16 protein-coding genes and 9 pseudogenes are annotated in these 20254 nt (G+C 71.4%); 4 read left to right on the top strand and 21 right to left on the bottom strand.

Going from position 1 to position 20254, the window contains the following annotated elements:
* Positions 1 to 20 precede the first annotated feature (20 nt).
* The 15 genes and pseudogenes from DEJ15_RS03975 to DEJ15_RS03910 all read right to left on the bottom strand — a co-directional run bounded on the left by DEJ15_RS03975 (position 21) and on the right by DEJ15_RS03910 (position 11824).
* Positions 21 to 1348 (bottom strand): annotated as a pseudogene (locus DEJ15_RS03975) (ATP-dependent DNA helicase).
* Positions 1345 to 2199 carry a cytochrome c oxidase assembly protein gene (locus DEJ15_RS03970; RefSeq protein ID WP_284175647.1) on the bottom strand — a complete coding sequence of 285 codons (855 nt, stop codon included), beginning with the start codon at positions 2197 to 2199 and terminating at the stop codon, positions 1345 to 1347. The pseudogene DEJ15_RS03975 and the gene DEJ15_RS03970 overlap by 4 nt, the downstream one beginning before the upstream one ends.
* Before the next feature lie 208 nt (positions 2200 to 2407).
* Positions 2408 to 2689: pseudogene (locus DEJ15_RS17660) on the bottom strand (CopD family protein); the annotation flags it as partial.
* A gap of 154 nt (positions 2690 to 2843) precedes the next feature.
* Positions 2844 to 3245: pseudogene (locus DEJ15_RS19350) on the bottom strand (copper transporter); the annotation flags it as partial.
* 177 nt (positions 3246 to 3422) lie between these two features.
* Positions 3423 to 3710 (bottom strand): HU family DNA-binding protein, encoded by a 288-nt coding sequence (locus DEJ15_RS03960; RefSeq protein WP_110823157.1) that lies wholly within the window; start codon positions 3708 to 3710, stop codon positions 3423 to 3425.
* Positions 3711 to 4011: 301 nt separating this feature from the next.
* Positions 4012 to 4318, bottom strand: a pseudogene (gene rpsN / locus DEJ15_RS03955) (30S ribosomal protein S14).
* 3 nt (positions 4319 to 4321) lie between these two features.
* Entirely contained in the window at positions 4322 to 4492 is a 171-nt protein-coding gene (rpmG, locus tag DEJ15_RS03950) for a 50S ribosomal protein L33 (protein ID WP_110823153.1), read from the bottom strand.
* A complete protein-coding gene (gene rpmB / locus DEJ15_RS03945; protein WP_110823151.1) occupies positions 4492 to 4728 on the bottom strand; it encodes a 50S ribosomal protein L28 in 237 nt (78 codons plus the stop codon). The genes rpmG and rpmB overlap by 1 nt, the downstream gene beginning before the upstream one ends.
* Positions 4729 to 5070: 342 nt before the next feature.
* Positions 5071 to 6522: pseudogene (locus tag DEJ15_RS19345) on the bottom strand (lipase maturation factor family protein).
* A 74-nt stretch (positions 6523 to 6596) separates the two neighbouring features.
* Complete coding sequence (locus DEJ15_RS03935; protein WP_284175645.1) at positions 6597 to 7070, bottom strand: hypothetical protein; 474 nt, start codon at positions 7068 to 7070, stop codon at positions 6597 to 6599.
* Between the two features lie 224 nt (positions 7071 to 7294).
* Positions 7295 to 7717, bottom strand: a complete 423-nt coding sequence (locus DEJ15_RS03930) for a Fur family transcriptional regulator (protein ID WP_110823147.1) — start codon at positions 7715 to 7717, stop codon at positions 7295 to 7297.
* Positions 7714 to 8634 carry a metal ABC transporter permease gene (locus DEJ15_RS03925; protein ID WP_110823145.1) on the bottom strand — a complete coding sequence of 307 codons (921 nt, stop codon included), beginning with the start codon at positions 8632 to 8634 and terminating at the stop codon, positions 7714 to 7716. Before DEJ15_RS03925 ends, DEJ15_RS03930 begins: the two co-directional genes overlap by 4 nt.
* Positions 8634 to 9529 (bottom strand): annotated as a pseudogene (locus DEJ15_RS03920) (metal ABC transporter ATP-binding protein). Before DEJ15_RS03920 ends, DEJ15_RS03925 begins: the two are co-directional and overlap by 1 nt.
* Positions 9530 to 9788: 259 nt before the next feature.
* Complete coding sequence (locus tag DEJ15_RS03915) at positions 9789 to 10442, bottom strand: metal ABC transporter substrate-binding protein (protein ID WP_349814802.1); 654 nt, start codon at positions 10440 to 10442, stop codon at positions 9789 to 9791.
* A gap of 121 nt (positions 10443 to 10563) precedes the next feature.
* Positions 10564 to 11824, bottom strand: a pseudogene (locus DEJ15_RS03910) (PTS transporter subunit EIIC).
* Between the two features lie 188 nt (positions 11825 to 12012).
* On the opposite strand from DEJ15_RS03910, the gene DEJ15_RS03905 reads away from it, so the two are divergent.
* Together DEJ15_RS03905 and DEJ15_RS03900 are read left to right on the top strand one after the other, a co-directional pair.
* Entirely contained in the window at positions 12013 to 12249 is a 237-nt protein-coding gene (locus DEJ15_RS03905) for a PTS sugar transporter subunit IIB (protein ID WP_110823137.1), read from the top strand.
* Entirely contained in the window at positions 12246 to 12698 is a 453-nt protein-coding gene (locus DEJ15_RS03900) for a PTS sugar transporter subunit IIA (protein ID WP_110823135.1), read from the top strand. Before DEJ15_RS03905 ends, DEJ15_RS03900 begins: the two co-directional genes overlap by 4 nt.
* A 7-nt stretch (positions 12699 to 12705) precedes the next feature.
* On the opposite strand, the gene DEJ15_RS03895 is transcribed toward DEJ15_RS03900, so the two are convergent.
* From DEJ15_RS03895 to DEJ15_RS03870, 6 genes and pseudogenes are all read right to left on the bottom strand, one after another.
* Positions 12706 to 13440 (bottom strand): GntR family transcriptional regulator, encoded by a 735-nt coding sequence (locus DEJ15_RS03895; RefSeq protein ID WP_110823133.1) that lies wholly within the window; start codon positions 13438 to 13440, stop codon positions 12706 to 12708.
* 168 nt (positions 13441 to 13608) lie between these two features.
* Positions 13609 to 14121, bottom strand: coding sequence for a GNAT family N-acetyltransferase (locus tag DEJ15_RS03890; RefSeq protein ID WP_284175644.1), 513 nt, complete (start codon positions 14119 to 14121; stop codon positions 13609 to 13611).
* A gap of 186 nt (positions 14122 to 14307) precedes the next feature.
* A complete protein-coding gene (locus tag DEJ15_RS03885; protein ID WP_502866148.1) occupies positions 14308 to 15831 on the bottom strand; it encodes a dihydrolipoamide acetyltransferase family protein in 1524 nt (507 codons plus the stop codon).
* Between the two features lie 111 nt (positions 15832 to 15942).
* Positions 15943 to 16902, bottom strand: coding sequence for an alpha-ketoacid dehydrogenase subunit beta (locus DEJ15_RS03880; RefSeq protein WP_110823934.1), 960 nt, complete (start codon positions 16900 to 16902; stop codon positions 15943 to 15945).
* Positions 16903 to 16988: 86 nt separating this feature from the next.
* Positions 16989 to 17990, bottom strand: coding sequence for a thiamine pyrophosphate-dependent enzyme (locus DEJ15_RS03875; RefSeq protein WP_284176289.1), 1002 nt, complete (start codon positions 17988 to 17990; stop codon positions 16989 to 16991).
* Positions 17991 to 18165: 175 nt separating this feature from the next.
* A pseudogene (locus DEJ15_RS03870) lies at positions 18166 to 19231 on the bottom strand (histidinol-phosphate transaminase); the annotation flags it as partial.
* Positions 19232 to 19353: 122 nt separating this feature from the next.
* Here DEJ15_RS03870 and DEJ15_RS03865 point away from each other — a divergent pair.
* Both DEJ15_RS03865 and DEJ15_RS03860 read left to right on the top strand, forming a co-directional pair.
* Positions 19354 to 19725: a phage holin family protein gene (locus DEJ15_RS03865; RefSeq protein ID WP_349814801.1), complete on the top strand. Its 372-nt coding sequence runs from the start codon at positions 19354 to 19356 to the stop codon at positions 19723 to 19725.
* A 13-nt stretch (positions 19726 to 19738) separates the two neighbouring features.
* Positions 19739 to 20252, top strand: a pseudogene (locus DEJ15_RS03860) (low molecular weight protein-tyrosine-phosphatase).
* Positions 20253 to 20254: the final 2 nt, after the last annotated feature.

Raw genomic sequence — 20254 nt, 5'->3', positions numbered from 1 at the left:
AGGCAGGCGGGCGTCGTCGTTCAGGAGGCGTCGGACTCCGGCGTCCCGGCGGGCTTCGGCGCCTCGAGCTGGGTCGCGACGACGCGGGGTGACTCGGACATGAACCGCCGCACGTCCAGGTCGACGATGATGTCCGCCGGGCGGAGGGGGGCGCGTCAGGTACAGCCCGTCGAGTGACGTCAACCGCGACAGCGCCACGTAGGTCTGGCCCGCGCTGAACACCCGGTTGCCGAGGTCCACCACCGCACGGTCGTACGTGCTGCCCTGCGACTTGTGGATCGTGACCGCCCAGGCGAGTCGGAGGGGGGGAACTGCTGGAACTCCCCCCACGGTGTCCTTCTTCAGTTCCTTCTTGTCCGGGTCGTAGGAGTACTTGAACTTCTCCCACACCGAGGGCTGCACCTCGAAGTCCTCGCCGTCGACGCTGACCCAGACCGTGTCCCGGATGCTCCGCACGATCCCGAGCGTGCCGTTCACCCAGCGCTGGTCCGGGTCGTTCCGGAGGAACATGACGTGCGCGCCCGGTTTGAGTTCGAGCGCTTCGTCCGCGGGGGAAGTTCCGCCCGCCGAAGTCGCCGTTGACGTCGGCCCTGGCGGTCTTCAGCTTGCCGGGCAGCCGTTCGAGGGCGGCCTTGTTGATCCGCGCCACGGTGTCGTTCCGCGTGGCGAGGGTGATGGCGTCGTCCGGGGCCGGACGGGCGCCGGCGGCGTTGAGCTGCCCCGCGACGTCGGCGGTGACGCGGCCGTGGCGGACGGCCGTGAGCATGGCGGCGAAGGCGTCGTCGCGCTGGCGGTGCACCGTCGCGAGCTCGATGATGTGCAGTTCGGCCTCGAGCCACACCTTCGCGTCGAAGAACCACATCGACCGGTAGTGGTCGGTGAAGTAGGCACGCTCGTCGCCGTCGCCGGGCACCGGCGGCAGCTGGTACGGGTCGCCGAACATGACGACCTGCACGCCGCCGAACGCCTCGGACTGGCGTCCGCGGGCCTTGCGCAACGACCGGTCCATGGCGTCGAGCAGGTCCGCGTTCACCATCGAGACCTCGTCGATGACCAGGGTGTCGATGGTGTTGAGGAGCTTCCGGGTGTCGGGCCCCTGCCGCAGCTCGGCGTCGGCGATCAGGCCGATCGGCAGGCGGAACAGCGAGTGGATGGTCTGTCCGCCGACGTTCAGCGCAGCGACCCCGGTGGGCGCGCAGATCACGACCTGCTTCTCGGTGTTCCACGACAGGTGGTTGAGCAGCGTCGACTTGCCGGTGCCGGCGCGGCCGGTGATGAAGACGTGGTCGCGGGTCGACTCGATGTACTCGAAGACGGCGCGCTGCTCCGCGGAGAGTTCGACGCTCACGGTGCGCTCGACCCGCTCGGGATGGGTGCCACGGCCGGGAGGCCCGTGTCCGGTCCCGCCAGGGCGTCCCCGCCGGTCTGCTGCGTGCGGCGGAGGCGCACGAGTCCGACCACCACCACGGCCACCACCACGAGCACCCCGGCGAGGATGAGGACGACACCGCCCCGCGCCTGGTCGACGAGCGGGTCCGGTCCCCAGGTCCGGCCCATCGCTCCGAACCAGGACGCCTGCAGCAGCCCGAGCGGCCCCTGCATGGCGATCCCGAGCGACACCGTGCCCGCGGCGACCACGACGGCTCCGGCGCCGCGCACCAGGAACGCCGCGGTCGACGGACGGCGGGCACCGATGGCGACCGGCGTGAGGAGCGTGGGCAGCGCGAGGAGGCCGACGACCAGGAACACGAGGTCCACGACGGTGCGGCCCGTCGCGTCGCTGACGGACCAGCGGAGCACGTCGGTGGCGTAGAGGCCCCACCAGATGCCGGCGAGCAGCACGAACGCCGGGAACGGCTGGACGAGGTAGCGGACGACGGCGTTGTCGACGAGGACGGTGGTCCACTCGCGGACGCCGGCGCTGTCGTCCTCCCGCGGCAGCACGGCCGCACGGATGAGCTGGACGGGCGCTGCCGCCCAGACGAGCGCGGGCACGACGAGGCCGAGCAGCACGTGGGCGCCGATGTTCGCGGAGACCAGGAAGCGGTCGTAGGTGTGGAGCGCACCCGACGTCGCGACGACGAGTGCCACGATCGCGATGCCGGCGGCGACGGACCGGCGGACGGGCCAGGCGCGGCCCTGCCGGCGCAGGCGGACGACCCCGGCGGCGTACGCGGCGACGAGCAGCACCGCTGCCATGAGCCAGAAGAGGTCGACGTTCCCGTTCGTCAGCCACCCCCCACGTGCCGGGTGCGGCCGGGAGCGGGTCGTCGGTCAGGATCTCGGCCGGGGTCGGGTCGCTGGTCTTGCTCAGTGCGAGCTGCCCGGCCGGGGTCGCGGTCCGGCCGAGGGCGGCGGCGAACCCGGAGGCGATCCCCATCACGGCGAGCTCGACGACCACGAGCGTCCAGAACGGCCGGACGCGCGTCGGGCTGGTCGTGAGCGACGCGATCGCCCGGCGACGGTGCACCGCCCCGATGACCCCCATCGCGACGATGGCGCCCACCTTGACGAGCACCAGGACGCCGTACGGGCTGCCGAGTTCGTCGAACGCCCCGATCCGGATCTGGGCGGAGACGACACCCGAGACGGCGACGAGCACGAAGCACCCGAGGGCGACGCTGGAGTACCGGCCGACCACGGCGGCCAGGCGTGCGCCGGGCAGGACGTCGCGGACGAGCACGAGCATGACGAGTCCGCCGACCCAGAGCGCTGCCCCGACCAGGTGCAGGCCGAGCGCGGTGACCGCTGCGTCGTGGCTCGCGGTGCCGGCTGCGTGTCCCTGCTGCGTGAGCGGGACGAGGCCGATGAGCGAGACCGCCGTGGTGAGCGCGACCATCCCCCCGGGACCGCACCGCGAAGCACAGCACCGTGACGACCGCCGCGACGAGCACGGTCGTCAGCCAGGCGAGCCCGAGGTCGGTGCCCGTGAGGAACACGCCCATCGACTGCCCGAAGCCGGCGTCGAGGCTGACGGCCCCGCCCGCGACGCTGAGGTAGGTGAAGAAGGTGGTGACGGCCGCGGTGACGGTCCAGACACCGGCCGCCCCGGCGGCGACGTCGATCGCGCGGTCCCACTCCGGCGCGGTGCGGGACAGGCCGATCGTGGCGAGCGCGAGTCCGCCGATGGTCGCGGCTGCCGAGAGGTCGACCAGCATGCGCGCGAGCGGCAGTCCGAAGCGGACGACGGCGCCGGGGTCGGCGATGAGCGCGGCATCGGCTCCACCACCGACGACGAGCGCCACGAGCAGGGACACGAACGCCACGAGCAACAGGACGCCGGGGCCGGCGATGCGCGCGATGCGGTTCACCCGTCAAGCCTAGGCGCTGCCCCGGGCACGGCGACGACCACGGTCGGCACCCTGTGGGAACGACGGAAGGGACGGCGCGGACGCCGTCCCTTCCGTGGAGCTTGCGGGGTCTTACTTGACCGACGCCTTGAGCTTGCTGCCGGCGCTGACCTTGACCGAGTCGCTCGCGGCGATCTCGATGGCCTCACCCGTCTGCGGGTTGCGACCGGTGCGCGCGGCGCGGTGGGTCTTCTCGAAGGCGATCCAGCCCGGGATCGTGACCTTGGTGTCGTCCGCGACGGACTTGCCGACGACGGCGAAGAGCGCGTCGACGACGCCGTTGACGGTGGCCTGGCTCTGGCCGGACTCGGCGGCGACGGCAGCGACGAGCTCGGTGCGGTTCAGTGACTTGTCAGCCATTGGATGTCCTCCTCGGACTTCTTGCGTATGGGTCGGACGCGGACGCCCGGATGCCCGGGACGGTTGTCCCGTGCTGCAGGCCCGGCGGGCCGAGGGCCCGTGGAACCGGTGATGAACCTACCAGCCGGTCCCGGGGTTTCCCGTCGACTCGCCCGGTTTTCCGGGCCTGCCGAACAACGGGAGAGGCTGGTGGGGCCGATGTGACGACCGACGCGCCCTCCGGCGCGCTCGGTGGACGCCAGGCGGACGACGACGCCCCCACGACCTCGGGAGGTCGTGGGGGCGTCGGTGGTGCTGGTGCTTACCAGGAGCTCTTCGTGATGCCCGGCAGTTCGCCACGGTGGGCCATGTCGCGGAAGCGGACACGGCTGATGCCGAACTCACCGAGGTGGCCACGGGGGGCGGCCGTCGATGGCATCGCGGTTGCGGTAGCGGACCGGCGACGCGTCGCGCGGCAGCTTCTGCAGGCCGACGCGGGCGGCCTCGCGGGACTCGTCGGTGCCGTTCGGGTCCACGAGGGCCTTCTTCAGCTCGAGGCGACGCTCGGCGTAGCGCTCGATGATGACGGCGCGCTGGTTGTTCTTCGCGATCTTGCTCTTCTTCGCCATGACTCAGCGCTCCTCACGGAAGTCGACGTGCTTGCGGATGACCGGGTCGTACTTCTTCAGCACGAGACGGTCGGGGTTGTTCCGGCGGTTCTTCTTCGTCACGTACGTGAACCCGGTACCCGCGGTGGAACGGAGCTTGATGATCGGACGGATGTCCTGACCGCGCTTCGCCATCAGATCTTCTCCCCACGGGCGAGGATGCCCGCCACGACGGACTCGATGCCACGAGCGTCGATCACCTTGATGCCCTTGGCGCTGACGTTGAGCGTCACGTTACGACGCAGCGACGGCACGTAGTAGGTCTTCTTCTGCACGTTCGGGTCGAAGCGACGCTTCGTCCGGCGGTGCGAGTGCGAGATGGCGTGTCCGAAGCCGGGAACGGCGCCGGTCACCTGGCACACTGCAGCCATGGTTTCCTCCTGATGTTCACCGTGCAGCCGATCGGCTGCACCCAAGGTCACTTGCCTGGCGCGCACGCGCTGCACCACCGGAGGTGGCTGAGCGAGGGGGGTGTGCGCACCGCCCAGACCGGCGGTCGGCCACCGTCGACCGCTGAACCTGGGGGGTTCAGTCAGGCCTGGAGGCTCGGATCCGGTACCACGCGACCGCGGCGTTCGCGACGGTCGGAGGGCAGAACAACGGGTGCTCCGCGCAGGCGCGGAGAACCAGCCGCCCACGTTACGCGACCGCCGGGCGCGTCGCAAGCCGCGCCTCCCGTCCGTGCCCGCCGGGTCGCACCGGCGGCGGGTACCTCAGCGCCGCAGACCGGACGGCGGCAGGAGCAGTCCGCGTTCCTGTCGGATCCAGTGGAGACCGGTCGCCCGCCGCTCCGCCCTGGTCGCGAAGCGGTACCGGAAGACCCGCGCCCGCACCCACCTCGGCCGCTGCCCGTCGAACGGGTCGTGTCGGAGCAGCCGGAGCGTCGGCCGGTCGGCCTCGAGCAGTCGCAGGACGAACACCCGGAACCACCCGTCGTCCGCTCCGAGCGCCAGGAACCACATGAGCCAGTCGAGCCGCAGGTGGTACGGCGCGAACTGGGCCGGACGCCGCCGCGGGTCACCGGGCTTCCCCTTGAACTCGTAGGGGGGACCAGTCGTCCTCGTCCGGGTCCTCCGCCAGGGTCCCCCTCGACGATGACCTCGTCCCGCTCCTGCGTCACGCTGCCGAAGGCACCGTAGGCGTTGGCGAGGTGCCACCGGTTGAAGGAGGCGTTCATGAGTTGCCGCCGCGACACCAGGTTCTTCGCCGAGGGCCAGGACAGCACGAGCAGCAGCAGGCCGACCACGACCGTCAGCCCCACGAACCACGCCGGGATCGCGGTCGGTCCGGTCTCCGCGATGCCCTGGAGGAACGGCAACACCGTCGCCACGGAACGGTCGTCGATCGCGGCGAACGTCAGCACCAGGGTGAGCCAGTTGAGCCAGGCGAAGTTGCCCGTGACGACGAGCCACACCTGGGTGAGCAGCACGAGCGCCGCCGCGATCGAGGCGACCGGCTGCGGGGCGAAGAGCAGGAACGGGACGCCGAGCTGGACGACATGACTGCCCAGGGTCTCCAGTCGGTGCACGGGACGGGGCAGCAGGTGCGCCGTCCGGGACATCGGGTTCGGCATCGGCTGTGTCTCGTGGTGGTAGTACAGCGCCGTCAGGTCCCGCCACGACCGGTCGCCGCGCATCTTGATCATCCCGGCGCCGAACTCGAGCCGGAACACCAGCCACCGGATCGCGACGAGGACGACGATCGGCGGCGCGACCTCGTCCGAACCGAGGAACGCGACGACGAACAACGACTCGAGCAGGAGTGACTCCCACCCGAACCCGTAGAAGGTCTGCCCGACGTCGGAGATCGACAGGTAGGCGAGCCAGAGCAGCAGGAAGCACAGGACCGGCACCCACGCCGGCCCCCCGTTGCGGTAGCCCGACGACGATGCCGGCCGACAGGACGGCCCCGCCCCCGGCCAGGATCCGCAGGCGCCGGTCGGTGTACCGCCACCACCGCCAGACGACGGGCAGGGTCTGCGCGTACCGCCGCTCCATGAACCGCGGGACCGGGAGCAGACCCCGCTCACCGAGGAGCGCCGGGAACTGCGCGACGGCGGACAGGAACGCCAGGCACGCGATCGCCGCCACCCCGCGCTGGAGCACGAAGCGGGCGACGTCGTAGTCCTCCGCGCCCGCCCAACTCGTCCACGTCTGCAGGTCCACGCGCCGGACGCTACGCGGGCGTCTCCGCGGGTGCGTCCTGGTCCGCGCGGTCCGGCCGTCCGGTGGCCGCCCGGCTAGACGCCGTCGGTCGGGCGCGGCGCCAGCGCCTGCACCATCAGCGCACCGAGCTCCCGCGGGACCGTGAGCATCGGCCAGTGCCCGGCGTGCAGCCCGACGATCTCGAGTTCCTCGGTCGCGACGAGTTCGGCGGCCCAGGCCTGGTGGTCGGCGACCATGCCGGCCAGCTCGTCCGCCGCGATCTCGCACGTGATGACCGTCGCCGGGATCCGGTGCCGGGCCGGGTCGGTGTAGTGGAACCGGTCGGACGCCACCCGCGCGGGTTCGGCACCCGCCCGACGCTCGAGGTCCGCGCGGACCTCCGGCGTCATGTCGCGGACGGTCGCTGGTTCCCAGACGTCCCAGGGCGGCAGCGGGACCTGTCCGTCGACGACCGGCAGCTCGTCGTTGACGCACCCGCCCTCGGGGCCGGGGAAGGTGTCGACGTACACCAGGTGCCGCACCCGGCCGGGGCGTCGGTCGGCTGCCATGGCGGCGATCGGACCCCCCGCCCGAGTGGCCCACGAGCACCACGGGTTCCGGTGCGGCGTCGAGACGTCGGACGAGGTCGGCCACCTGGTCGTCGAGCGTCGCCCCGTTCCGGGTCACCCCATCGACACTGTGGCCGGCGGCCCGGAGGACCGGGACGACGTCGTCCCACGCGCTCGCGTCGAGCCAGAACCCGGGGACGAGGACGACGTGCATGTCCGGGAGACTACGCGCCACCACGGACAGCGGCACGGGCGGTGCAGACGTCGCACTCGCCGAAGACGTCGACCACGTGGCTGGCGTTCGAGAAGCCGTTCGCCGCGGCCGTCGCACGCGCCCACTCCTCCACCGGGTCGGCCTGGATCTCGACCGTCCGGCCGCACACCCGGCAGATGAGGTGGTGGTGGTGCTTGTCGGTCGTGCAGGCCCGGTACAGCGATTCGCCGTCCTGCTGCAGCGAGTCGGCATCGCCGTCGTTCGCCAGGTCGGAGAGCGCCCGGTACACGGTCGCGAGGCCGATCGTCGACCCGCCGTCGCGCAGGTGCGCGTGCAGCGCCTGCGCGCTGACGAACCCCTCGGTCTCGGAGAGGGCGCCGCGGACCGCTTCGCGCTGCCAGGTGTTGCGTCGTGGCTTCTGCACGGCGTTCATGCTGTGACCCCTTCCTTCGTGGTGGCCGGGAGGCTCGTCCCGCCACCGGTCTGTTGCTCCCGGTCCGTCACCCGGTCGCGTCCCCGGCGTTCCCGCCGGGCTCCGATGACCCGACAGACGACCCAGATGAGGAACGAGATGGTCGTCACGTACGGGCTGATCGGCAGGCCGCCGCCCAGTGCCAGCAGGATGCCGCCGACCACCGACGTCACCGCGAACACGACGGAGAGCAGCGGGACCAGCACCGGGTTGACGGTCACCCGCAGGGCCGCGGCCGCCGGCGTGACGAGGAGCGAGAGCACGAGGAGCGCCCCGACGATCTGCACGGACACCGCCGTGGCCAGGCCGAGCACGAGCATGAACACGAGCCCGAGCGTGCGGACCGGGATCCCGGCGGCGGCTGCGACGTCCGGGTCGACGGACGAGAACATCAGCGGGCGCCAGATCACGACGAGGGTGATGACGACGACGGCCGAGATGAGCACGAGGAACCCGAGCTGCGGGTTGTCGACGGACACGATCTGGCCGGTGAGCAGGCCGAACTTGTTCGCCGCCCGGCCCTTGTACAGCGCCAGGCAGAGGATCCCGAGGCCGAGGCCGAACGGCATGAGCACCGCGATGATCGAGTTGCGGTCGCGTGCCCGACTGCCGAGCAGCCCGATGAGCAGCGCGGCGACGAGCGACCCCACCACCGAGCCGCTGACGACGTTGACGCCGAGCAGGAGGGACGCACTGGCACCGGCGAAGGACAGCTCGCTGATGCCGTGCACGGCGAAGGGCATGTTCCGGGCGACGACGAACGGCCCGATGAGCCCGCCGACGACACCGAGCACGGCGCCCGCGAGGATCGAGTTCCGCACGAGCACGAGCAGCTCGCCGTAGTCCTGGAACGAGAAGACGGTCGACCAGAGGTCCATCAGAACCGTCCTTCGTCCGGGCCGACCCCGTGCGGGGCTGGTTCACAGTGGTGGTGGCCGACGCCCGCGGTGTCGTGCGCGTCGCTCGCGCCGACGATGACGATCCGACCCATCGTGCGGACGACGTCGACGGGCGTGCCGTACAGGTCGCTGAGCACGTCGGCGCGGAGGACCTCGTCGGGAGCGCCGATCCGGAAGCGTCCGCCGGCGATGTAGAGCACCCGGTCGACGACGTCGAGGATCGGGTTGACGTCGTGGGTGACGAACAGCACCGCGGCGCCCTGCTGACGGCGCTGCCGGTCGATGAGCTCGGTGACGCCGCGCTGGTGCCGGAGGTCGAGCGAGATGAGGGGCTCGTCACACAGCAGGAGCGCGGGGTCGGCGGCGATCGCCTGGCCGACACGGGTGCGCTGCTGCTCGCCGCCGGACAGCTCGGCGACGGGTGCGTCGGCGAACTCGGTGGCACCGACCTCGTGGACGATCCGGTCGATGCGCTCGCGCTCGGCCTTCCGCTCGGGTCGGAGGCCCCAGCGGTGCCCGGTCACGCCCTGCGCGATCATGTCGCGGGCACGCAGGGGGGGTGCCGGACTCCATGAGCCGCTGCTGCGGGATGTACCCGATCTTCCGGTGCCCCCCGGCGGACCGGTCGTCCGAGGAACGACATCGAGCCGCTCGTCAGACGCTGCTGGCCGAGCACGGTCCGGAGCAACGAGGTCTTGCCCGCACCGTTCGGTCCGAGGACCGCGACGAACTCACCCGGTGCCACGTCCAGGTCGAGGCCGTCCCAGAGCGCGCGGCTCCCGTACGACAGCCCGGCCTGGCGGAGCGCGAGCACAGCGGGACCGCCACTGCGCGCGGCAGTGGCGGTCCGGTTCGGCTCCTGGACCGTCGTCACTTCGTCAGTGCCGCCTGCACCGCGTCGATGTTCGCCTGCTGCCACGAGACGTAATCCTCCCCCCTTCGGGAGCGTCTCCGTCACACCGACCACCGGGACACCGGCGTCCTCGGCGGCCTTCTGGACCTGTTCGGTCTCCGGGCTGGAGGTCTGCTCGTTGACGGCGAGGAGCTCCGCACCGCCGTCCGTGAAGAGCTTGAGCGTGTCGTTGAGCGCTGCCGGCGGGACGTCGTCGCCCTCCTCGATCGCCTCGGAGAAGTCACCGGGGGGTCACGTTGTCGAGGCCCATCGCGTTGAACAGGTAGCCCGGCACCGGCTCGGTGTAGGCGACCTTGTCCCCGTCGACCGTCCGCGCGATGTCGGCGGTCTGCGACTCGAGGTCCTGCAGCTTCTCGGTGAGTGCGTCGGCGTTCGTGGCGAACGTGCTCTTGTCCGCCCCGTCGAGGTCGCTGAGGCGCTTCGCGACCTCGTCGACGAGCTTCACCATGGCCGGGTAGCTGTAGAAGACGTGCTCGTTGAACTCGTCGGAGCCGCCCGAGTCGAGCCCGGAGACGTCGACGGCGTTGATCATGTCGGCCTCCGTGTTCGACGACTTCGCGAGCGTCGTCATGAAGTCGTCGTAGCCGCCGCCGTTCTCGATGAGCAGGTCCGCCTTGGACACGGCGAGCTGCGTCTTCGCGCTCGACTCGAACGAGTGCGGGTCCTGGGACGGGTCCTCGAGGATGCTCGTCACGTCGACGTGGTCGCCGCCGATGGTCTCGACGATCGAGCCGTAGACGTTCGTCGAGGCGACGACGCGGATCGTGCCGTCACTGCTGTCGTCGGAGGGCGTGGAGGAGGTGGCGCAGCCGGTCAGGGCGAGCGCGGCGGCGCCGACGACGAGCGGCAGGGCGAGGAGGCGGCGGGAGTGCATGGGAAGGACGCTAGCGCCACGTGATAACGATTGTCAAAAGCGCGAGCGTCCGACGGCTCATGGACGGACGGGAGGCCCGTCACCGGCTGGTGACGGGCCTCCCGGTGGGCGGTCTCGACGGCTACGGCTTGGTCGCCGCGTCGATCGAGTTCTCGGCGATCGTGTCCTCCTCGCGCCCCGGGGTGCGGAGGTTCCACTTCTTGATGACGAAGCTGAAGAGGAAGTAGTAGACGACCGCGTACGCCAGGCCGATCGGGATGAGCCAGATCGCCCCGTCCGCCTTGCCGAAGTTGAGCACGTAGTCGATCGCCCCCCGCCGAGAACGAGAAGCCGTCGTTGATGCCGAGGGCGTTCACCAGCGCGAGCGAGGTCCCGGTGAGGACCGCGTGGATGACGTAGAGCGGGAACGCCACGAACATGAACGAGTACTCGAGCGGCTCGGTGATGCCGGTGACGAAGGACGTCAGCGCGGCCGAGAGCATGATGCCGCCGACGAGCTTGCGGTTCTGCGGCTTGGCGTTCCGCCAGATCGCCAGGGCCCCGGCCGGGAGCGCGAACATCATGATCGGGAAGAAGCCGGTCTGGAAGATGCCCGCCGTCGGGTCGCCCGCGAGGAAGCGCGGGATGTCACCGTGGACGATCGTGCCGTCGGCACCGGTGAAGCTGCCGAGCTGGAACCACGGGAAGAAGTTGAGCAGCTGGTGCAGGCCGACCGGGATGAGCATGCGGTTGACGAACCCGAACACGCCACCACCGAGGACGGCGTTGTCCGCGACGGTCTGCCCGGCCCAGGTCAGCGCGATGTCGAAGTACCGGTAGAAGAACGACATGACCACGGCGATGACCAGTGCGGCGGCGGCGGTCAGGATCGGCACGAGACGACGGCCCGAGAAAAACCCGAGGAAGTCGGGCATCTTCGTCCGGTGGAAGCGCTGCCAGAGGACCGCGGAGACGAGGCCCATCACGATGCCGCCGAGGACACCGAAGTTGATGGTGGCCTGGTTGCCGTTCGCGTCCTCGACACCGGCGAGCACGATCGGCGACATGGCCGCGAACACCTGGTACATGACCATGTAGCCGACGACCGCGGCGAGTGCCGTCGTGCCGTCCGACTTCTTCGCCCAGCCGATCGCGATGCCGACCGCGAAGAGCAGCGGGAGCCAGGTGAAGACACCGTTGCCCGCCGCGGCGATGATCGTCGCGCCCTGCTCGAAGCCCGGGATGGCGCCGAGCATGTCGGACTGACCGAGGCGGAGGAGGATGCCGGCCGCGGGCATGACCGCGATCGGGAGGAGCAGACTGCGGCCGAGCCGCTGGGCGTTGGCGAAGAGCTTGCTCTGCTTCTTCGGCGTCTTCTTCTCCGGCACGTCCGTGGGGGGCAGCGGTGCTCATCGGCGGTCCTCTCGTCATCGGGTGGAGCTGGTCGGGGTGAGTTGAGTCGTGTGGTCGGCGCAGGTACCCTCGGCAGTGTCGCCAGGTCCGGTCCTGTCCGGTCATGACCAGTTCGTAGTGTCGATGACCACGACGGTCGTGTCAACCTGTGAGCGAACCCGTAACGAGGAGGAAACAGATGGCCGACATCAAGGCAGCCGACATCATCGCCGCACTCGGCGGAACCGACAACATCGACGAGGTCGAGGGCTGCATCACCCGCCTCCGCGTCGAGGTCGAGGACGGCGACCTGGTCGACAAGGACGCCCTCAAGGCCGCCGGCGCCCAGGCCGTCGTCGGAGGCGGCACCGGCTGGCAGGTCATCGTCGGCCCGATCGCGGACAACCTCGCGCAGGACATCCAGGACGAACTGTGACGGTCGTCCGCACACCGTTCGCCGGGCCGGTCGTCGCACTCGCCGACGTGCCGGACCCGGTGTTCGCCGAGCAGCTCGTCGGCGCGGGCGTCGCGGTCGACCCGTCCGCCGTGACCGGCCCGGTCACCGCGGTCGCCCCTGTCGACGGGACCATCGTCAAGCTGCACCCGCACGCGTTCGCCCTGCAGGGTGCGGCCGGGACCGACGTCCTCGTGCACGTCGGCATCGACACGGTGAAGCTCAAGGGCGAGGGGTTCGAACTGCTCGCCGCCGAGGGCGACACCGTCGCGGCCGGTGACCCCGTCGTGCGCTTCGTCCCGTCGGCGATCATCGCCGCGGGCTACTCCCCGGTCGTGCCGGTCGTCGTGCTCGGGTCCACGCCGGACTCGGTCCCGCAGGACACCGTCGGCAGCGACGTCGCCACCGGGGACGGGCTGTTCGAGGTCTGACGGCCGGTCAGGCGATCGCCCGCGCGGCCGTCACCTCCATCTGCACCCGGTACCGGTCCGACCGGTACCAGCTGCGCGCGTGCTCGACCGGCCGGGTGCCCGAGTAGGACACCCGGTCGAACTCGAGCAGGGGCGCTCCGGTCCGTGTGCCCAGGAGCGTCGCGATCTCGTCCGCGGCCGGGTTCGCCGCGACCGTCTGCTGCGCCCGGTCGATCGGGTGCCCGTACACGTCGGCGGCGATCGAGTACACCGAGCCCGACAGGTCGTGGTCGAGCAGGCCGGGGAAGACCGCGGCGGCGAGCCAGGCGTCGTCGACGGAGACGGGCGCACCGTCAGCCATCCGCAGTCGCTTGAGGTGGTACGCGGCCTCGCCCTCGGCCAGCCGGAGCGCGGCGACCGTCGCGGCCGGCGGTTCCCGCTCCTCGCGGACCAGCACCACCGTCGTCGGCACGTGCCCCATCGCCCGCATCTCCTCGGTGAACGAGGCGAGGTGCAGCGTCGACTGCATCGGGCGGTGCGCGACGAACGTTCCCTTGCCACGCACGCGCTCGAGGTGCCCCTCGTTCACGAGCTGCCCGAGGGCCTCCCGGACCGTGATGCGGGAGACGCCGTACTCGGCGATGAGCTGGCGCTCCGAGGGGATCGCGGCACCGGGCGCCAGTCGCGTGGTGATGAGGTCGAGCAGGATCCGCCGCAGCTGCTGGTGCTTCGGTTCAGCACCCTCGGTGATGCGGCGGGACAAGCGGGCTCCTCGGGCTGCGGCGGTGGTCCTGTGCGGACATGACCAGTCCCTCCACAGTACCGTCCGACGCTGCACGGTCCAACGGAGCCCGGTCGACGATAGGCACGATAGGCACGGTCGGCTGGGGCGCCGTGCGGTCCGACGCGTGACCGCGGCACCGCGGCACCGCTACGCGTTGGCGATGAGCCAGTCGAGCTGTTCCCGCGTCAGCTCGCGGTCGCTCCACGCCTGGCACTCCACGTCGTCCGACCCGGCGGCCGCCGACGGACCCTGCCACACCTGCGTCAGCCCGACGCGGGTCAGCACCCGAGCCGAGGCGGGGTTGTTCGTGAGGACCCTGCCCGTGACCGGGAGCTCGGGGCGCACGTCGCGCGCGGCGTCCACCGCAGCCCGTGCGAGCTCGGTCGCGTAGCCGTGCCCGTGGTGTTCCGGGGCGAGCCGGTACCCGAGGTTCCACACGCCGCCGGCGGTGCGGTCGACCCCGCCGAGCCCGATGAAGGCGCGGGAGTCCGCCGCACGCGCGACCCACGAGCCGAGCCCGTACCGCACCCGACCGCCGATCTTCCGCTGCACGAGGTCCTCGGTCTGGGCCCGGGAGGTGTGCCGTCCGGCGGGGAGGTGCGTCCAGGTGCGGGCGTCCGAGAAGAGCTCGTGCACCGCGTCGATGTCCGCGGGCGTCACGGGGGGTGAGCACCAGGCGACCCGTCCGGATCTCCTGCTGCGGGACGAGCAGCTGGTGGACCATGGCTCGATCTTCCCCCCGCGCCGCCGACAACGGCGAGGACGGCACACCGGGACCGCGCGACCCGGACCACGTCGACCGGTCCGGCCGGGACGGAGCGGGGTCGCGCTCCGGTGTCCGGGACGTCAGTCCAGCAGGAGCGCCGGCTCCTCGAGGACCGAGGCGACGTCGTGCACGAAGCGCGAGGCCACGTCGCCGTCCACCACACGGTGGTCGAAGGAGGCACCGATCGTCGTCACCATGCGCGACCGCACGTCCCCGTCGACGACCCACGGCTTCGGCTTGATCGTGCCCATGGCGACGATGGCGACCTCGCCCGGGTTGAGGATGGGCGTACCGGTGTCCATGCCGAAGACGCCGATGTTCGTGATCGTGATGGTGCCGTCGGCCATCTGCGCGGGGCTCGTCTTGCCGTCACGCGCGGTCAGGGTCATCTCCTCGATCGCCTTGGCGAGCTCGAGGAGCGACATGTCCTGCGCGTCCTTGATGTTCGGCACGAGGAGCCCGCGCGGGGTGGCCGCGGCGAACCCGAGGTTCACGAAGTGGTGGACGATGATCTCGCGGTCGGTCCACGACGAGTTCACCGAGCGGTTGCGCCGGACGGCCCAGATCACGGCCTTCGCCATGACGAGCAGCGGGGACACCTTCACCCCGGCGAACGTCGGCGACTCCTTGAGGCGCTTGACGAACTCCATCGTGCGGGTCGCGTCGACGTCCACGAACAGCGACACGTGCGGTGCGGTGAACGCCGAGGTCGTCATCGCGGTCGCGATGGCCTTGCGGACGCCCTTCACCGGGATGGTCTCCTGGCGGACACCACCCCACTCCGGCGTCTCGATGTTGCGGAAGACGCTGGCCTGCTTCGCGTGCCGGATCACGTCGTCCCGCGTGACCTCGCCGGCGAGCCCGGTGGGGACGACCGTCGTCAGGTCGACGTCCAGGTCCTTCGCGAGCTTCCGGATCGGCGGCTTCGCCATGACCTGCAGCGCCGAGCCGCTCGGCATCGTCGGGCGGGCGGGGCGCCGACCCTGCGCGGCGACGGCGTCGGCGGTCGTGGCCTCGCCGTCGTCGGTCACCAGGTCGAGGTCGGCCTCCCGACTGGAGGCCCGGCTCGCCTGCGCCGCGGCCGCTGCGGCCCGGCGGGCACCCGGCTTGCGGCGGGACGGTGCGGAGGTCGCAGACCCGTAGCCGACGAGGACGGCGCCGGAGCCCTCGTCCGTGCCGACCACGCCGGCGTCGACGGCGACCTGTGCGGGCGCAGCGGGGGCCGTCGGTGCGCCGGCAGCGGCCGTCGGTGCAGCGGCGGAGGCCGGGGCGGCGGGCGCGGGGACGGCGGCGGTCTGTGCCGGCGCAGCGGAGGCCGGTGCGGCCGGAGCGGGGGGTCTGCGCGACAGGGGTCTGCGCGACGGGGGGTCTGCGCGACGGGGGCTGCGTCGGCGACGGGTGCCGATCCTCCCGGCACGCCCGCGGTCGCGTCGGACTCGACGCGGATGATCGGCTTGCCGACCTCCACCGTGTCGCCCTCGGCGACGAGCAGCCCGGTCACGGTGCCGGAGAACGGCGACGGGAGCTCGACGAGCGACTTCGCGGTCTCGATCTCGACGAGCACCTGGTCCACGGCGATCTCGTCGCCGGGGGCGACGCGCCACTGGACGATCTCGGCCTCGGTCAGGCCCTCCCCCCACGTCGGGCAGGGGGGAATTCGGCGACGGCCACGTCGGCTCCTTCAGCAGGGTTCGTTCGTACGGGTGCGGTGCGGGTCAGTAGGCGAGGGCGCGGTCGACGGCCTCGAGGACGCGGTCGGCGTCCGGCAGGTGGAAGTGCTCGAGCTTGGACTGCGGGAACGGGACGTCGAACCCGGAGACCCGCAGCGGCGGTGCCTGCAGCGTGTAGAACGCCCGCTCGGCGACGGTCGCGGCGATCTCGCTGCCGACGCTGATGAAGCCCGAGTCCTCCTGCGCGATGACCAGGCGACCGGTCTTGCGCACCGAGGCGAGCAACGGCTCCCAGTCGATCGGCGAGATCGAGCGGAGGTCGACGACCTCGCAGCTCGTGCCCTCGGCCTCGGCGATGTCGGCGGCCTGCATGAGCGTCGCGACCATCGCACCGTGACCGACGAGCGTGACCTCGGTGCCGGTGCGGGCGACGCGGGTCGTGTGCATCGGCACGTGGCCGTCGACGAGGTCGACCTGCCCCTTCGGCCAGTAGCGCGACTTCGGCTCGAAGAACACCACCGGGTCCTTCGACGCGATGGCCTCCTGGATCATCCAGTAGGCGTCGTTCGGGGTGCTCGGGCTCACGACGCGCAAGCCCGGGGTGTGCGCGAAGTACGCCTCCGGGCTCTCCTGGTGGTGCTCGATCGCGCCGATGTGACCGCCGTAGGGGATGCGGATGACGATCGGCAGCGACATGTGCGCCGGCAGGCGGTTCGCCATCTTCGCGAGCTGCGAGGTGATCTGGTTGAACGCCGGCCAGACGAAGCCGTCGAACTGGATCTCGATCACCGGACGGTAGCCGCGCAGGGCGAGTCCGATCGCGGTGCCGACGATGCCGGACTCCGCGAGCGGGGTGTCCCGCACACGGTCGGCGCCGAAACGGTCCTGCAGGCCCTCGGTGATGCGGAAGACGCCGCCGAGACGGCCGATGTCCTCGCCCATCAGCAGGACCTTGTCGTCCGCCTCCATCGCCTTCGCCAGGCCGGCGTTCAGCGCCTTGGCCATCGGGAGGGTCGGCGTCGGGTCCGCGGGGACCTCGCCGGCGCCCGGGTGCGCGCGCAGCGTGTAGTCGAAGAGCTGCTCGGTCGTGCTCATGCGTGGGCTCCTGCGTCCTGGCCGGCCTCGTAGTCCCGGAGCCATGCGCGCTGCTCGTCGATGCGCGGGTGCGGCTCCCGGTACACGTTGTCGAACATCGCTTCCATCGGCGGGTCCTGGAGGGCGTTCGTGCGGGTGCGCACGTCGACGGCGATCTGCTCGCCCTCGGCGTCGAACTCCGCGAACTGGGCGTCGGTGGCGCCACGGCTGCGGAGGTACGCCTCGGACCGGGTGATCGGGTCGCGGGCGACCCAGCCGGCGAGCTCGTCGTCGGCACGGTACCGGGTCGGGTCGTCCGAGCTCGTGTGCGCGCCGATGCGGTAGGTGTCCGCCTCGACGAACGCCGGGCCCTGCCCGGTCCGGGCGTGCTCGGTCGCGATGACGCTGGCCGCGTACGAGGCCAGCACGTCGTTGCCGTCCACCCGGATGCTCGGGATGCCGAAGCCGCGCGGCCGGTCGACGAGCGGGGTCGGCGACTGCACCGACACCGGCACCGAGATGGCCCAGTGGTTGTTCTGCAGGAAGAAGACGACCGGGGCGGTGTGCGACGCGGCGAACACGTACGCCTCGTTCACGTCGCCCTGGCTGGTCGCGCCGTCGCCGAAGTACACGATCGAGCACTCGTCGACCGTCGGGTCGCCCGTGCCGACGACGCCGTCGAGCGCCTGGCCCATCGCGTAGCCGGTGGCGTGCAGCGTCTGCGCGCCGATGACGAGCGTGTAGACGTGCGTGTTGCCGCGCTCGTCCGGGTCCCAGTTGCCGTGGGCCTGCCCGCGGAAGAGCGAGATGATCTCCATCGGGTCGACCCCGCGCTGCAGGACGACGGCGTGCTCCCGGTACGACGGGAAGACGTGGTCCTGCGGGCGGAGCGCGAACGCGGAACCGACCTGCGCCGCCTCCTGCCCGTGGCTCGGCGCCCAGAGCCCGAGCTGACCGGTGCGCTGCAGGTTCGCGGCGGCGTGGTCGAAGCGTCGGGTGAGCACCATCTGACGGTGCATGGCGAGGAGGGTCTCGTCGGGGGAGGGCCTGTGCGACGGCGGCGAGTTCGGCGTTCTCGTCGGTCTCCACGAACCGGCCCTCGGGGTCGAGGAGCTGGACGGGGGTCGTCGCAGGAGCCGCGGCGCGGAACAACATGTCGGTCAGCGTACCGGCCGGTCCGAAGCCCCCCGTTGTGAGACGTCCCACAACGGCACCCGTGGTTTCGAGGAGCTTTGCGACAGCCTCGTGCTCGCCGATCGAGACACGGATGCCCTCGGGCGCGAAGGCCCGGACGATGAGCCCGGCGTGCTCGAGGGCCTCGGCCACGACCGCCGTGTGCTCGCCCGTCGGCAGCCACACGAAGTTGCCCTGCGCCTCCGGCACGTCCCAGCCCTGCGCGAGCAGCCCCGCGCGGATCCGGTCCCGTCGGTCGGCGAGCTCGGCGACCCGCTCGAGCAGCTCACCCTCGCGCTCCAGGCTGGCCAGCGCGGCCGCCTGACCCTGCGCCGTCACGGACAGCGGGATGGCGCACGCGCGGACGGCGTCGAGGACGTATGCCGGTCCGAGTGCGTACCCGACCCGGAGGCCCGCGAGGCCGTACGCCTTGGAGAAGGTCCGGAGCACCACGAGGTTCGGGTACCGCTCGAGCAGCGCCGGACCGCGGACGGCGTCCACGTCGGTGACGAACTCGGCGTACGCCTCGTCGAGCACCACGAGCACCGAGGACGGCACCTGCGCCATGAACGACTCGAACTCCGCCCCGGTGACGATCGGTCCCGTCGGGTTGTTCGGGGTGCACACGAGCACCATGCGCGTCCGCTCGGTGACCGCCGCCGCCATCGCGTCGAGGTCGTGCCCGCCGTCGGGCCGGTTCGGCACCTGCACGCTCGTCGCGCCGGCGACCGTGACGACACCCGGGTACGCCTCGAAGGAGCGCCAGGCGTAGACGACCTCGTCGCCGGGGCCCGAGGTGGCCTTCGCCAGCTCGTGCAGGATCGCGACGCTACCGGGGGGCGACGTGCACCTCGTCGACCGTGACGCCGAACCGGTTCGCGAGCACCGCCCGGACGGCGAGCGCGGTGGCGTCCGGGTAGCGGTTGTACGACGTCTGCGCCTGCACGGCCTCGACCACGCCGGGCAGCGGCGGGAAGGGGTTCTCGTTGCTCGAGAGCTTGAGGGCGTCCGGCGCGGCCTGGCGTCCCTGCTTGTAGGGCGGGAGGACCGCGATCTCGGGTCTGATGTGGACGGGGCTGTCGGTCACCGGGTCAGCGTACCGGCGGCAGTCTCGCGGGCAGGACCGGCATCATGGGTGCATGCGGTTCATCGTCCGGCTCGTCGTCAACGCCGTCGCCCTGTGGCTCACCACGCTCGTCGTCGCGGGGGGTGTCCGTCGACGCCTTCGGGGACGCCGGCCCCGTCGAGACCGTCCTGACCTACCTGCTCGTCGCGTTCGTCTTCGGCATCGTGAACGCCGTCGTCGGCACGCTCATCCGGATCGTGGCGATCCCGCTCTACGTGCTGACGCTCGGGCTCATCTCGTTCGTCGTGAACGGCGTCCTGCTGCTCATCGTCGCGGGGGGTGTCCACCGCGCTGGGCTTCGGCCTGTCGGTGGAGTCCTTCGGCTGGGGCATCGTCGGTGCCTTCGTGCTCGCGGTGTGCTCCTGGCTGGTCGGACTCGTCGCCCGCCCGGTGCTCGGCGGTCGCGGTCGCGCCTGACGGACGGGCGTCGCGTCCGCACCCCGGCTGCGCCATGATGTGCACATGACCATGGACGCCGGCGCCCCGTCGCCCTTCCGTGTCTCCTTCGTCTGCAGCGGCAACATCTGCCGGTCCCCCCATGGCCGAGATCGTCTTCGCGCAGATCGCCGCCGATGCCGGCATGGCGGACCGGTTCGTGGTCGTGTCCGCGGGCACCGGGGACTGGCACGTCGGCGAACCCGCCGACGAGCGCACGATCGCAGCGCTCGCGGCACGCGGATACGATGGCAGCAGGCATCGCGCCCGTCAGTTCGACCCGGACCGGTTCCCGGACCTCGACCTGGTGGTCGCACTCGACCGCTCCCACGAACGCATCCTGCGCTCGTGGGCCCCGACCATGGACGACGCCGCCAAGGTGACGCTCCTGTTGCGGTACGACGACGCCTGGCCCCAGCAGGCCGACGTGCCGGACCCGTACTACGCGGACCGACACGAGTTCGACCGGGTGCTCAGCACGGTCGAACGGGCCTGCCGGGCGCTCTTCCACCAGCTCGAGCCGGCAGTCCGCCAGGGAGCCCCATGACC

The organism is Curtobacterium sp. MCJR17_043 (genome assembly GCF_003224315.2).
In the GTDB taxonomy this organism is placed as follows: Bacteria; Actinomycetota; Actinomycetes; order Actinomycetales; family Microbacteriaceae; genus Curtobacterium.
This window is presented reverse-complemented; position numbering and strand designations above follow the sequence as displayed.